The organism is Paucisalibacillus globulus DSM 18846, from assembly GCF_000482485.1.
Classification (GTDB): Bacteria; Bacillota; Bacilli; order Bacillales; family Amphibacillaceae; genus Ornithinibacillus; species Ornithinibacillus globulus.
The window spans coordinates 126,851-139,829 of sequence record NZ_AXVK01000015.1 but is presented as its reverse complement, the minus strand read 5'-3'; the positions used below and the strand labels follow the sequence as shown (position 1 = coordinate 139,829).

General features: G+C 36.5%; 15 protein-coding genes. 13 read left to right on the top strand and 2 right to left on the bottom strand.

Annotation, left to right across the window (positions count from 1 at the left end):
* From rplU to yajC, 13 genes are all read left to right on the top strand, one after another.
* Entirely contained in the window at nucleotides 1-309 is a 309-nt protein-coding gene (rplU, locus tag K332_RS0104235; protein WP_026906327.1) for a 50S ribosomal protein L21, read from the top strand.
* A gap of 11 nt (nucleotides 310-320) precedes the next feature.
* Nucleotides 321-650 carry a ribosomal-processing cysteine protease Prp gene (locus K332_RS0104230; protein ID WP_026906326.1) on the top strand — a complete coding sequence of 110 codons (330 nt, stop codon included), beginning with the start codon at nucleotides 321-323 and terminating at the stop codon, nucleotides 648-650.
* Between the two features lie 11 nt (nucleotides 651-661).
* Nucleotides 662-952: a 50S ribosomal protein L27 gene (gene rpmA, locus K332_RS0104225; RefSeq protein WP_010098994.1), complete on the top strand. Its 291-nt coding sequence runs from the start codon at nucleotides 662-664 to the stop codon at nucleotides 950-952.
* A 242-nt stretch (nucleotides 953-1,194) separates the two neighbouring features.
* Nucleotides 1,195-1,722: a Spo0B domain-containing protein gene (locus K332_RS23185; RefSeq protein ID WP_051359343.1), complete on the top strand. Its 528-nt coding sequence runs from the start codon at nucleotides 1,195-1,197 to the stop codon at nucleotides 1,720-1,722.
* 14 nt (nucleotides 1,723-1,736) lie between these two features.
* On the top strand, nucleotides 1,737-3,017 hold the full coding sequence (obgE, locus tag K332_RS0104215; RefSeq protein WP_026906325.1) for a GTPase ObgE: 1,281 nt from the start codon (nucleotides 1,737-1,739) through the stop codon (nucleotides 3,015-3,017).
* 183 nt (nucleotides 3,018-3,200) lie between these two features.
* The gene (safA, locus tag K332_RS23180) at nucleotides 3,201-4,058 is read left to right on the top strand and encodes a SafA/ExsA family spore coat assembly protein (protein WP_051359342.1); all 858 of its coding nucleotides are present in this window, start codon (nucleotides 3,201-3,203) and stop codon (nucleotides 4,056-4,058) included.
* Complete coding sequence (locus K332_RS0104205) at nucleotides 4,055-5,014, top strand: phosphotransferase (protein WP_026906324.1); 960 nt, start codon at nucleotides 4,055-4,057, stop codon at nucleotides 5,012-5,014. Before safA ends, K332_RS0104205 begins: the two co-directional genes overlap by 4 nt.
* A gap of 115 nt (nucleotides 5,015-5,129) precedes the next feature.
* A complete protein-coding gene (locus tag K332_RS0104200; protein WP_026906323.1) occupies nucleotides 5,130-5,696 on the top strand; it encodes a YhcN/YlaJ family sporulation lipoprotein in 567 nt (188 codons plus the stop codon).
* Nucleotides 5,697-6,070: 374 nt separating this feature from the next.
* Nucleotides 6,071-6,682 carry a Holliday junction branch migration protein RuvA gene (gene ruvA / locus K332_RS0104195; protein ID WP_026906322.1) on the top strand — a complete coding sequence of 204 codons (612 nt, stop codon included), beginning with the start codon at nucleotides 6,071-6,073 and terminating at the stop codon, nucleotides 6,680-6,682.
* Between the two features lie 18 nt (nucleotides 6,683-6,700).
* Nucleotides 6,701-7,705, top strand: coding sequence for a Holliday junction branch migration DNA helicase RuvB (gene ruvB, locus K332_RS0104190; RefSeq protein ID WP_026906321.1), 1,005 nt, complete (start codon nucleotides 6,701-6,703; stop codon nucleotides 7,703-7,705).
* Nucleotides 7,706-7,779: 74 nt separating this feature from the next.
* Nucleotides 7,780-8,808 (top strand): tRNA preQ1(34) S-adenosylmethionine ribosyltransferase-isomerase QueA, encoded by a 1,029-nt coding sequence (gene queA, locus K332_RS0104185; protein ID WP_026906320.1) that lies wholly within the window; start codon nucleotides 7,780-7,782, stop codon nucleotides 8,806-8,808.
* A gap of 15 nt (nucleotides 8,809-8,823) precedes the next feature.
* Nucleotides 8,824-9,966 (top strand): tRNA guanosine(34) transglycosylase Tgt, encoded by a 1,143-nt coding sequence (gene tgt, locus K332_RS0104180; RefSeq protein ID WP_026906319.1) that lies wholly within the window; start codon nucleotides 8,824-8,826, stop codon nucleotides 9,964-9,966.
* Between the two features lie 57 nt (nucleotides 9,967-10,023).
* Nucleotides 10,024-10,284 (top strand): preprotein translocase subunit YajC, encoded by a 261-nt coding sequence (yajC, locus tag K332_RS0104175; protein WP_026906318.1) that lies wholly within the window; start codon nucleotides 10,024-10,026, stop codon nucleotides 10,282-10,284.
* A gap of 93 nt (nucleotides 10,285-10,377) precedes the next feature.
* On the opposite strand, the gene K332_RS0104170 is transcribed toward yajC, so the two are convergent.
* Both K332_RS0104170 and spoVB read right to left on the bottom strand, forming a co-directional pair.
* A complete protein-coding gene (locus tag K332_RS0104170; RefSeq protein ID WP_026906317.1) occupies nucleotides 10,378-10,755 on the bottom strand; it encodes a TIGR04086 family membrane protein in 378 nt (125 codons plus the stop codon).
* A gap of 599 nt (nucleotides 10,756-11,354) precedes the next feature.
* Nucleotides 11,355-12,911: a stage V sporulation protein B gene (gene spoVB / locus K332_RS0104165; protein ID WP_084287710.1), complete on the bottom strand. Its 1,557-nt coding sequence runs from the start codon at nucleotides 12,909-12,911 to the stop codon at nucleotides 11,355-11,357.
* Nucleotides 12,912-12,979 lie beyond the last annotated feature (68 nt).

Below are 12,979 nucleotides of genomic sequence, written 5' to 3'. Positions count from 1 at the left end.
ATGTACGCAATTATCGAAACAGGTGGTAAGCAAGTTAAAGTTGAAGAAGGCCAAGTAGTTTACGTAGAAAAAGTTTTCGCAGACGTAGATGAAACGGTTACTTTTGACAAAGTACTTTTCGTAGGTGGAGAAGATGTAAAAGTTGGTGCTCCTTACGTTGAAGGTGCTACTGTTACGGCTAAAGTTGAAAAACATGGTCGTCAGAAAAAAGTTACTGTATTCAAATTTAAAGCTAAGAAAAACTACCACAAAAAACAAGGTCATCGTCAACCTTACACTAAATTAGTAATTGAAAAAATTAACCAATAAGGGTTTGTTCCATGATTAAGGTAACTGTTATCCGAGATAATAATCAAATAAAGTCCTTTGAATTATCTGGACATGCAGATAGTGGACCTTACGGATATGACTTGGTTTGTGCTGGAGTATCCTCAGTTTCTTTTGGTGCGGTGAATGCTGTACTGAAACTGACGGATATCAATTTAGCAATCGAACAAGGTAATGAAGGTGGATATCTTCATGTAACCATACCGGATTCTGTTGATACAGAATTAATGGAAAAGGTACAACTTCTGTTCGAAGGTATGATTGTTTCACTCGAAACTATTGAACGTGACTATAATCAATTTATAACGATACAAAGTAAATAGGAGGTGCTCTTATGCTACGTCTAGATTTACAGTTCTTCGCATCTAAAAAGGGTGTTGGTAGTACTAAGAACGGTCGTGACTCTGAGTCCAAACGTCTTGGTGCTAAACGTGCTGATGGTCAATTCGTAACTGGTGGATCTATTCTTTACCGTCAACGCGGTACAAAAATCTATCCAGGTGAAAACGTAGGCCGTGGTGGAGATGACACACTTTATGCAAAAATCGACGGTGTTGTAAAATTCGAACGCTATGGTCGTGACCGCAAAAAAGTTAGTGTTTATCCAGTTGCTCAAGAGGCATAATTAAACATAAAAAAACTCCAATCCTAAATAGTGGTTGGAGTTTTTTTAATGGAATGAATTCTATATTGCATGCAATATATGAAGTTCACAATAGATAGGCCTCATGCAACATTATAGGGAACTAAAAATAAAGCCATCATGAATAATAGATTTCTGATACTGAGATACACAATGTAAATACATCCAAATAATGAACTCATCGTTGTTTTCTGCTATAATTCAACATATTGGGGGAGGATAATGTGGAAGCAAAAGATGTTATTCAATTATTACGATTACAAAGACATGATTTAATGAATGATTTACAGATTATTCACGGCTATTTAAGTATGGGGAAAATAGACAAAGTAAAATCAAAAGTTAATGATATTATCGAAGCTTGTAATCAAGAAAGAGTGCTCATGAATATCAATTGCCCAAATTTTGCTTTATGGCTAATTCAGGTAAATTTACACCATAAACATATACAATTTACATATGATATACATACAGAAAATAGAAATTTACACGGTTATGATTGTGTTTTAACGGAGATAGGTAATGTAATCATTGATTGCATCTTAACTGATAATGTAGAAATAATAACTGGTGAGTTACAGTTAATAAACGTTAATAATTCTATTGAATTAACAGTTACATTAAGTGGACAAACAATCAATTGTAACGACTGGAAAAATAGAATGACCAAAAAGCTGAAAAATGTGTTGATACAAGTAGAGGAATTGGAATCCAATGTAATGTTTACCTTTTCGATTTCCTCTCCTGAATAGATGAGGTGAGTAGTATGTTTGTCGATCAAGTCAGTGTTTATGTGAAAGCTGGAGACGGTGGTAATGGTCTTGTAGCATATCGTAGAGAAAAATATATTCCATTAGGTGGACCTGCTGGTGGTGATGGTGGTAATGGTGGAGATGTTATATTTAGGGTAGATGAAGGCCTTAATACGCTGATGGATCTCCGTTATAATCGTCATTTTAAAGCTAAACGTGGGGAAAATGGAATGAGTAAGAACCAACATGGTAAAAACTCTAGCCCATTAATTGTATCTGTACCTCCAGGAACTACTATTATTGATGAGGATACAGAACAAGTAATTGCAGATCTTACCATGCATGGACAAGAAGCTGTGATTGCAAGAGGTGGTAGAGGAGGAAGAGGGAACTCCCGATTTGCTACTCCTCGTAATCCTGCTCCAGATTTTGCTGAAAATGGTGAACCAGGTGAAGAAAAAAATATAAAGGTTGAATTGAAGCTTATTGCTGATGTCGGACTTGTTGGATTTCCAAGTGTTGGAAAATCCACCTTTTTGTCAGTTGTCAGCGCTGCAAAGCCCAAAATTGCGGATTATCATTTTACAACATTAGCTCCGAATTTAGGTGTTGTGGATACAGCAGATAACCGTAGCTTTGTGCTAGCAGATTTACCAGGTCTAATTGAAGGTGCTCATACTGGGGTTGGTCTAGGTCACCAATTTTTACGACATGTCGAGAGAACTAGAGTAATTATTCATGTAATTGACATGGCGGGTACGGAAGGGCGTAATCCTTTCGAAGATTACCAAAAGATAAATAAGGAATTAAGCGAATATGATGAGAAATTAATGTCTAGACCTCAGATTATTGCTGCTAATAAAATGGATATGCCAGATGCTGAAGAAAATTTAAAACAATTTAAGGAAAAAATCGGATATGATATTCCTGTCTATCCTATCTCCGCCTTAACAAAAGATGGTTTGAGAGATCTTCTATTCGCTGTAGCTGATTTATTAGAAACAATTCCTAAAATTACCGAAGAAATAGAGGAAACAGATGAAACGGTAGTTTATCGTTATCAGAAAGAAGACAAAGGATTTGAAATTAATCGAGATGATGACGGTGCATTTGTCCTTTCAGGTCCAAAGATTGAAAAGTTATTTAAAATGACTGATTTCAATCGTGATGAAGCTATTCGTCGCTTTGCCCGTCAAATGCGTTCTATGGGTGTAGATGAAGAACTACGGAAAAGAGGAGCAGAAGACGGGGATACCATCCGTATATTACAATTTGAATTTGAATTTGTAGATTAAATAATTGTCGTTCTCCTAAACAGGGAACGGCTTTTTTAATGGGTTATTAAATACTTTTTAAAAGAAGGTTATATAACCACTAAATGAAGTTTCACTTTATGTTCAACATTTGGATTAATTTTGCATATCTTGATATAGAGTGATTAGCCCAGAATATAGAAGTGAAAGGAGTTCGATTTAACATTGAAGATTCATATTGTCCAAAAAGGAGATACATTATGGGAACTGTCTAAACAGTATGGGGTGGACTTCGAAGCATTAAAAGCTGCAAATTCACAACTTTCAAGTCCTGATATGATTATGCCAGGGATGAAGATTCGCATTCCAACAACAGCTAAATCGGTAAAAAAAGAAATGGTACAGAAAGAAGCACCTATAAAGGAACAAAAAGTAGAAACACCCTACAAGGATATTTCACCAAAACCAATGCCAGTGGTTAAAGAAGATGATCACAAACCACAGATGGAGCTAAAACCAGAAATGCCGATGCCACAAATGCCGCAAATTCCACAGATGACGATGCCCCTAGTGCAAGCTCCTACAATCGAACAAGATTTATATATGCAGTTTAATTTCCAAGAAGAAAAAGAAAAGGAAGTTCCAAAGGAAATACAACATGTGGAGCAACCACAACAACAGCCGATGGTCCAACAACCTATGTTCCAACCGGTTCAAATGATTCCTTGTTATCATGTACATCCATGCTGCTTTGGAATGCCACCACATGGTCATCATGTATTTCCAATGCATCATGCCCCTATGGTAGCACCTATGGGTCACCCAGGAATGATGATGCCCATGCAACAACAGCAAAATGATTGTGGTTGTGGTGGAGGAATGAATTACGAAGCTCCACAAATGGTTGAAATGCCTCAATTTAGTTTCGATGCAAATTTGAGTAACTTCCAAGCTTCTCAAGGAACGATGCCACAGATGGAACCAACTATGACATTTCCATCTATGTCTGGTTTCGACGCTAGCGGATTTCCAACCCCTCCAGGCTTTGGTGAAGTACGAATTGAGGAAGAATCATCTGATTGAGTTACAATCTAAGTAGAGACGATCAACGTTTTAATCGTCTCTCTTCTTTTTTACGTTGGGAGGGGAACTTAAGAGTAAAAAAGATTCATCCGATAAAACGTAATATTTATTATATTGAAGCCGAGTCAGGAGATAAATATGTTCTAAAGGGCCATTCTAATACCTCGAATATGAGACAACAATGGGATTTTTTTGAGCGAATACGGTCAAAAAGAGTAGTTCCGTTTGTTCGGTATCCAAATGGGAAAAAAGAAATTTCGAATGGAACCCATTTTAGTTGGACTATTGCACCGTATGTTTCAGGGAGAAAGTTGAACTATGAAGCGGATGTTGATAGAAGAAGAGCAGTTAATTTATTAAAAAAGTTTCATGCAGATGCAAGTCAGATTTATATAAAAAATTTGCTGAGAAAACAACAGTTTTACAAAAGATGGCATGCACGACTTTATAAATTTTCGGAGACCGAACAAATTTTTGAACGGAAAGGTTATAAAGCTTTGTATAACGATATAACGGTCCTAATGAAAAAATATCTGGAAGTTGTAGAAAACTATCCTTGGTATAGAGACCAGTTAAGTGCGGAAAGGAATGGACTGTGGGTACATGGCGACGTAGCCTCTCACAATTTTATCCAAAATGAAAATACGTATATGATTGATTTTGACCTTTTACATTGCTCACCTCAAAATTATGATTATATTCAACTAGGTCAACGATTTTTGCCACATATAAAATGGGACGTTGAACGATTACTAGGTTATCATATGGTCGAAGAAAATGAACTTGAAAAGTATTTATATTCCATTTTTATTCCAAGTGATTTAATCCGTGAATGGATACATTACCTGACAAGAAAACGTAGAATAAGTGTAGGAGATTACATGGAAACAATGGAGATAGAGTGGATAAGACGTAAAGATTTTTTAAATGCCTCAAAGTTAATTCTTAATAATTAATATTATTTTTGGTTTAATGCTTTAAAATCTTCGTACCCATTAAAGTAAAATGGATAATTTAATCGGTATTAAATAACCTCTCTTTTAACAAACTAGTTATAAGGGAGGTTATGTTATGCGAGGTAAGATTATAATTGTCATAACAAGTTTTTTTCTTGTTACAGCATGTGGGAATGAGCCTGAACAAGGACTGAATAACAAGGGAAATCAAATTCAAAATCAGAATAATACACAACCAATAAATTATGAAACAACAAATGAACAAAAGGAACGTTTAGGGGAAAGAGATAAGTCCATTGGAGAGTTAGGTGGATATAAACAAAGTGATCAGGAATATGTGAATGAAGGCGATAAAAACTTTAACGCAAAGAATGAGGATCAGTATACAAGTGAAAGGACCTATTTAATTTCGGAGTATTTATCTGAAAGAAAAGAAGTTGTTCAATCACAAATTGCAGAAACGGATGACCGTGTCATTGTTGCAGTGATGACGGGAAATAAGTACTATCCCGATTTACCTGAAATTATTAGAAGAGATGTTAAACAAATAATACCAGATAAAGAAGTGGTCGTATACACGGATGCTGCTTGGTGGGATCGAATGCGTAATTTGAATAGTAATCCAAACGATATGGATGATAATATCCAGAAAGATTTAGATGACTTCTTTAACAATGAATAAGCCTTTGATTTTCTAAAGGCTTTTTTTATTGTTTAGGAAATTATAAAAGTCTCTGCCTGTGGATAATTAATCAGGAATGGCCAGGTCCAGCTCCAGCACCCAGCGACTATTGGACTTCCTTCACCTCCGTACGATAAGTCAACATCGACTCTCTTCGTTCGTCGTGTTTCCTTTATCTCCTACGGGGAATGGACTGCTAAATCCCCCGCTTTGCGTGGCAACGCAGTCCCACCCTGCATGGCAGGGCGCGGTCCATACGTCGCTAACCGGGCGCTTGCGCTTTTGTTATGTTCTGCTACTTAGAACCCAAACCTATGCTCCCCTTCCATATTTGTGATAGAATAGGAAAAGGATTAAAATGGGGAGAAGATAATATGATTTCGTATTTACGTGGTAATTTAGTCTCGATTCAAGATGAGGCTGTTATTATAGACATTCATGGGGTAGGATATGAAGTGATTTGTCCAAATCCATTTGTTTTTCAGGATAGTTTAAATAACGAACTTCAAATACATACCTACTTCCATGTTCGGGAAGATGCACAAATCTTATATGGATTTAAAAACGAAGACCAAAAGTATTTGTTTAAAAGACTAATATCTGTGTCTGGAATCGGTCCAAAAGGCGCCTTAGCCATCCTTTCTGGTGTAAATATACCTGAGTTTGTATCTGCTGTCGAAAGAGAAGATGACAAGTTTTTGACTAGTTTTCCTGGTGTTGGAAAGAAAACAGCGAGACAAATTATTTTGGACTTAAAAGGAAAATTAATCGCTAACTTTAATATTACAAAAGAGGATATAGAAACAACAACTAAGTCATCAAGTCAATCAGCTGAATTAATCGAGGCAATCGAGGCATTAAAAGCATTAGGATATATGGAAAGAGAATTGAAAACAATCATACCAGAGCTTCAAAACAACATTAGTAATGAAACAAATACGGATGAAATAATTCGAAAAGGCTTAAGTTTATTAATTAAAAAATAGTAAGGGGGCAGGAGTAATATGGATGAGCGAATGGTTACCGGTCAATTACATGAAGAAGAATCCTATGTTGAGCTTAGTCTTCGCCCCACGACATTAAACCAATATATCGGTCAGGACAAGGTGAAAGAAAATCTAGATATTTTTATTCAAGCTGCAAAGATGAGAAACGAGCCACTAGATCATGTTTTGCTTTATGGTCCTCCAGGGCTCGGAAAAACTACACTCGCTGCGATAATAGCTAACGAAATGGGAGTGCAATTCCGTTCAACATCAGGCCCTGCAATAGATCGTGCTGGTGATTTAGCTGCTATTTTGACAACCTTGGAGGCAGGGGATGTTCTGTTTATAGATGAGGTACACCGGTTGCCTAGAGCGGTTGAAGAAGTATTATATTCAGCAATGGAGGATTTCTTTTTAGATATCGTAATTGGAACTGGCCCAAGTGCAAGGTCAGTCAGAATTGATTTACCACCTTTTACCCTTGTTGGTGCGACAACAAGAGCTGGTCTTTTATCAGCACCACTAAGAGACCGCTTTGGAGTATTATCGAGGTTAGAATATTACGAAACAAAGGATTTGTGCGCAATAGTGGAACGTACAGCAGAAATCTTTGATACTAAAATAGAGAAAAGTGCGGCAGTAGAAGTTGCTCGTCGTTCTCGAGGTACACCACGTATTGCTAATCGATTACTTCGCCGAATCCGTGATATTTCACAGGTTAAAGGTGAATCCGAAATTAGCTTAGAAACAACAGAAGTAGCTTTAGGTATGCTACAGGTTGATGATGTCGGTCTTGACCATATTGATCACAAGCTACTAAAAGGAATTATAGAAGGATTCCAAGGTGGACCAGTTGGATTAGACACCATTGCTGCAACCATTGGAGAGGAATCACAAACGATAGAAGATGTATATGAACCATATTTATTACAAATTGGTTTTATCCAACGTACTCCTAGGGGAAGAATAGTAACACCGAAGGCATATCAACATTTTGGATTAAAAATGAATGATGAAGCGTGAATTTAGGAAAGATGTTGATTATAATAGGCAGATAGGAAAGTGTATTTCGTTAAATTACTTGAAGGAGTAACATCATGAATATTGAAGACTTTGATTTTGATTTGCCAGAAAATCTAATAGCACAAACTCCATTAAAGGATCGCAGTGCTTCGAGGTTAATGGTTTTAAATAAAAATACAAAAGAGATAGAACATAACCATTTTACAGATATAAAAGGATATTTGAAAAAAGGGGATTGTTTAGTTTTAAATGATACAAAGGTACTTCCTGCCAGACTATATGGGGTTAAAGAAGATACCGGTGCAAAGGTGGAAGTTCTTCTTCTAAAACAGAATGAGGGAGATAACTGGGAAGTTCTTGCAAAGCCTGCCAAACGAATTAAAGTAGGTACTAAGCTGACTTTTGGTGATGGTAAGCTGAAAGCAACCTGTACCGATATTTTAGAGCATGGTGGTCGTATTTTTGATTTTGAATATGATGGTATTTTTTATGAAGTGTTAGAAGATTTAGGGGAGATGCCATTACCGCCATATATTAAGGAACAATTACCAGAGAAAGACCGTTATCAAACTGTCTATGCGAAAGAAGAAGGCTCTGCAGCAGCACCAACTGCTGGGTTACACTTTACAAAGGAATTACTTGAAGAGATTAAAGACATGGGTGTGACCATAGCATTTATAACTCTTCATGTTGGACTTGGGACATTTCGTCCAGTAAGTGTTGAAAACATTGATAATCATAAAATGCACTCTGAATTTTATATGATGTCGAAAGAAACAGCTGAAACATTAACGAAGATTCGAGAAAATGGTGGTAGAATTATATCTGTTGGTACAACCTCCACACGTACACTTGAAACGATTGCACGTGATCATAATGGACAATTCGCTGAGTCAAGCGGATGGACGGATATTTTTATTTTTCCAGGTTTTGAGTTTAAGGCTATTAATGGATTAATTACGAATTTCCATTTACCAAAATCCACATTAATTATGCTGGTTAGTGCTTTTAGTGATCGTGATTTTATTTTAAAAGCTTACAATGAAGCTGTAGCGGAAAAATATCGCTTCTTTAGTTTTGGAGATGCGATGTTTATTATTTAGTAAAGGAAAGATAGAATGAATTCACCAATACGTTATGAATTAATTAAAACAGATAAACAAACTGGAGCTAGACTTGGACGGGTACATACGCCACATGGATCTTTTGAAACCCCCATGTTTATGCCTGTTGGTACGCTTGCAACTGTAAAAACAATGAGCCCAGAAGATTTAGAGACAATGGGAGCTAAAATAATATTATCCAACACCTATCATTTATGGCTAAGGCCGGGAGAAGATATTATTAAAGAAGCGGGTGGCCTACACAAATTCATGAATTGGGATGGTGCGATATTAACTGATTCTGGTGGTTTTCAAGTATTTAGCTTAAGTGATATGAGAGAAATTACGGAAGAAGGGGTACATTTTCGTAATCATTTAAATGGGGATAAATTGTTTTTATCACCAGAGAAGGCAATGCAAATTCAAAATGCACTTGGTTCTGATATTATGATGGCATTTGATGAATGTCCACCTTATCCAGCTACACATGAATATATGAAGGCATCAGTAGAAAGAACTTCCAGATGGGCGGAAAGATGTTTGAATGCCCATGAGAGATCCGATGTTCAGGGCTTATTTGGAATTATTCAGGGAGGAGAGTTTGAGGACTTACGTAGATTAAGTGCTCAGGATTTAGTTTCTCTGGATTTCCCAGGATATGCGGTTGGAGGACTTTCCGTTGGTGAACCAAAGGATGTTATGAATCGTGTTCTTGATTTTACAACTCCGCTAATGCCGGCGAATAAGCCAAGGTACTTAATGGGGGTAGGTTCACCAGATTCATTAATTGATGGTGCTATCCGTGGAATAGACATGTTCGACTGTGTATTACCAACGAGAATCGCTCGTAATGGAACATGTATGACATCAAATGGTAGACTTGTCGTGAGAAATGCGAAGTTCGCTCGTGATTTTGGTCCAATTGATGAGAACTGTGATTGTCATGTATGTCGAAATTATTCCCGTGCATACATTAGACACCTACTAAAATGCAATGAAACATTTGGATTCAGACTTACCACTTATCATAACCTCTATTTTCTGTTAAAATTAATGGAGCAAGTACGAAACGCAATACGCGAAGATCGACTTGGTGACTTTAAAGAAGAATTCTTTGAACAGTACGGATTGAATAAACCGGATGCGAAGAATTTTTAAAGAACGTTTAGAAAAATATTTTTTTAAACGAATTGTCTGGAAAGGAGGGACAAGTACATGGAAGGATTTGCTACTTTATTACCGTTAATAGCAATGTTTGTTATTTTCTACTTCTTGTTAATTCGTCCGCAACAAAAGCGTCAAAAACAAGTAAGACAAATGCAGTCTGAACTTAAAAAAGGTGATTCTGTTGTAACGATTGGTGGTTTTCACGGTGTTATTCATGCTATAGATGAAGACACTATCGTGTTACAAGCAGGTGACGGTTCTAAGCTTACATACGATCGCTCTGCGATTCGTGATGTTAAATCTGTATAACTAGACCTAAACAAGAGGTAATCATAATTGATTACCTCTTTTTAAATTTTACATATTAAGAAAGAATTAGAAGTTTGTAACAACTTTTAAATCCTACTCGTGATTGGAAGCAATATTTACCCCCACTGCCCCACCGAATAGTGCTGCTAGAATATAAAATACATGATGAATGCTTTGTTGTAGACCAAATCCTTCTTGGAAACCTAGAAACTGAACTAGAAAAGTAAATACTGTAAAACCTAAACCTGTAAATGCTCCAATTACCCATCCCTTTTGTTTTCCTTTTCCACCAGCAACAGCTCCACCAATAAATAACGATATTAACCCTATAACAAGAGTTACCCAATCAAGTGCTGGCTCATTAAAACTTGAGAAACGTAATAGTAAAGCTAAAGCCATACTAGAAACAAGAATTAATCCAAATACTACAATCCATCCATAAAGTAATGCAGTAAATTGTTGATTACGCATAATAATCCCCCTCGAGTAAATAATCCTTTTATAGAATCATATTCTTGTCCTAACAAAAGTAGACGAGTTTTTTACTGTTTTTTTAAAAATATTCGGTCATGAACACAGACACATTTACTTTTGAGTTTAGAGTGAAAAGCTTGTAATTAATTACATAATTTGTATAAACTGAGCGCAGTAACAAGTTCTCTAGTTTCTTGAACAGGACACATGCGCCGGTTTGAAGGTCCCAAGTTTACCAAGAGTCGGGTGCATACTCTGGTTTACAGGGCTCAAGTTTTCCTGTATCGGGCGCATGTTTTGGTTGAAGGTCCCAAGTTTCCCAGAGTCGGGCGCATGTTTTGGTTACAGGGCTCAAGTTTTCCTGTATCGGGCGCATGTTTTGGTTGAAGGTCCCAAGTTTCCCTGAGTCGGGTGCATGTTTTGGTTGAAGGTCCCAAGTTTCCCTGAGTCGGGCTCATGCTCCGGTTTACAGGTCCCAAGTTTCCCTGAGTCGGACACATGCTCCGGTTTAAAGGGCTCTAGTTACTTCACATTTCCAATCAAAAACGAAAGTAAAAAGCAAAAAGTATGAAGGAAATGGCCATTACATAAAAACTCTATCGAATCCATTTTTGTAAAAACGGAATTTGTTCTAATTCATCCCTTGATATAAATTTCAATATGAAAAGTAGGATGATGTAGATTATAGTTAGAACAATCAATGACAAACCAAATAGTAAGATGTTTGGATCGTAGTTTACATAAATGTCATATATTAATTTACCTAGTCCCCATGTAATGAGAATTAATGCTACCATCTTAGCAATATCTTTAATTGGTATATAGAAATTAATTTCCTTCCGTAATGATGCTAAATGTAATAATGTAATAAGAATAACACCGATAGACATCGCAATAGCGACACCCATAATTCCAAAGCTTTCATTGGAAGCAAGAATAAATAAAACAATAAATTTTACAACAGCTCCAATCAGACTATTCCACATGGCTGGTTTAGCAAGGTCTAATGCTTGGAGTGCTGCTTGTAATGGAGATTGGATATAGAGTAAAATATAAAAAGGCGCCATAAATATTAGAATTGTACTTGCGTTTGACGTTCCATACATAAATGATAAAATCGGTACGGCAAAAATAGATAATATTACAGTAGCAATTGCACCTGAAGCAAATGAAATACGAATAGACTGGTGTATTCGGTAATGGATTAATTTCTTATTCTCTGTCGCTTCAGCTTCCGAGATATTTGGTACAAGTGCTATCGATAAAGATTGAGTGATAAAGGTTGGTAAAAATAATAATGGAAGGACAAATCCGGTTAGCTCCCCATACTGCCTTGTCACCATGACACTGGAGACTCCTGCAAGGGTAAGACTATGTGCAACAATAATAGGTTCTAAGAAATTTGAAAATGAACTTATCATTCTACTACCGGTACTTGGAAGGGCGATAGAGAATAGTTCTTTGATTGTTTGTTTGCTTGATTTAAGATAATTGAAGAAACGATGCCTGATACGTATGGTTTTCTTGCTTTTAAATTGATAAATCATATAAAGTAAGGAGACAAATTCGCCTAAAATAACACTAAACATTGCTCCGGCTGCGGCAAATTCCACACCATAAGGCAGTAATATATTTACAAATAAGGCAACACAACTGATGCGAACAATTTGTTCGATTACTTGTGAATAGCTTTGCGGTTTCATATTTTGCATTCCCTGAAAATAACCTCGTAATACAGAAGAGACGGCAACAATTGGGATAATTGGGCTTACTGCTATTATTGGATAAAGTGTTCGATCATCTGTTAGCAGTGTTGTCGCTATAAATGGGGCTGCAAAGATCATAACAACGGTGAAGAAAATACTTGAAATTGATGTTATGATAATAGAGACCACTAATATACGTTTTATTTTAGCTCTATCATTTCGTGCATCTGCTTCGGCCACTCGTTTTGAAATTGCTACAGGTAGTCCGAGTTGCGTAAGAGTCATAACTAAAAAGAGAGTAGGGAGGGCCATCATATATAAACCGATACCTTCCTCACCCATCAGTCTAGCAACCACTAAACGGTTAATAAACCCTAAAAACCTAGTAATCATACCAGCTAAAATTAAGATAAGTGTGCCTTGTAAGAAAGTTTGTTTAGACAACATCGATAACCTGCCTTCTCAAAAAATAAAATTTCATATACAATGATATATATGCAAGATTAGTGTCCAAG

Excerpts from the sequence above, each read along its gene's own strand:
- rplU (WP_026906327.1), top strand. The coding sequence starts at position 1 with ATGTACGCAATTATCGAAACAGGTGGTAAGCAAGTTAAAGTTGAAGAA.
- K332_RS0104230 (WP_026906326.1), top strand. The coding sequence starts at position 321 with ATGATTAAGGTAACTGTTATCCGAGATAATAATCAAATAAAGTCCTTT.
- rpmA (WP_010098994.1), top strand. The coding sequence starts at position 662 with ATGCTACGTCTAGATTTACAGTTCTTCGCATCTAAAAAGGGTGTTGGT.
- obgE (WP_026906325.1), top strand. The coding sequence starts at position 1,737 with ATGTTTGTCGATCAAGTCAGTGTTTATGTGAAAGCTGGAGACGGTGGT.
- K332_RS0104200 (WP_026906323.1), top strand. The coding sequence starts at position 5,130 with ATGCGAGGTAAGATTATAATTGTCATAACAAGTTTTTTTCTTGTTACA.
- ruvA (WP_026906322.1), top strand. The coding sequence starts at position 6,071 with ATGATTTCGTATTTACGTGGTAATTTAGTCTCGATTCAAGATGAGGCT.
- ruvB (WP_026906321.1), top strand. The coding sequence starts at position 6,701 with ATGGATGAGCGAATGGTTACCGGTCAATTACATGAAGAAGAATCCTAT.
- queA (WP_026906320.1), top strand. The coding sequence starts at position 7,780 with ATGAATATTGAAGACTTTGATTTTGATTTGCCAGAAAATCTAATAGCA.
- tgt (WP_026906319.1), top strand. The coding sequence starts at position 8,824 with ATGAATTCACCAATACGTTATGAATTAATTAAAACAGATAAACAAACT.
- yajC (WP_026906318.1), top strand. The coding sequence starts at position 10,024 with ATGGAAGGATTTGCTACTTTATTACCGTTAATAGCAATGTTTGTTATT.
- K332_RS0104170 (WP_026906317.1), bottom strand. The coding sequence starts at position 10,755 with ATGCGTAATCAACAATTTACTGCATTACTTTATGGATGGATTGTAGTA.
- spoVB (WP_084287710.1), bottom strand. The coding sequence starts at position 12,911 with ATGTTGTCTAAACAAACTTTCTTACAAGGCACACTTATCTTAATTTTA.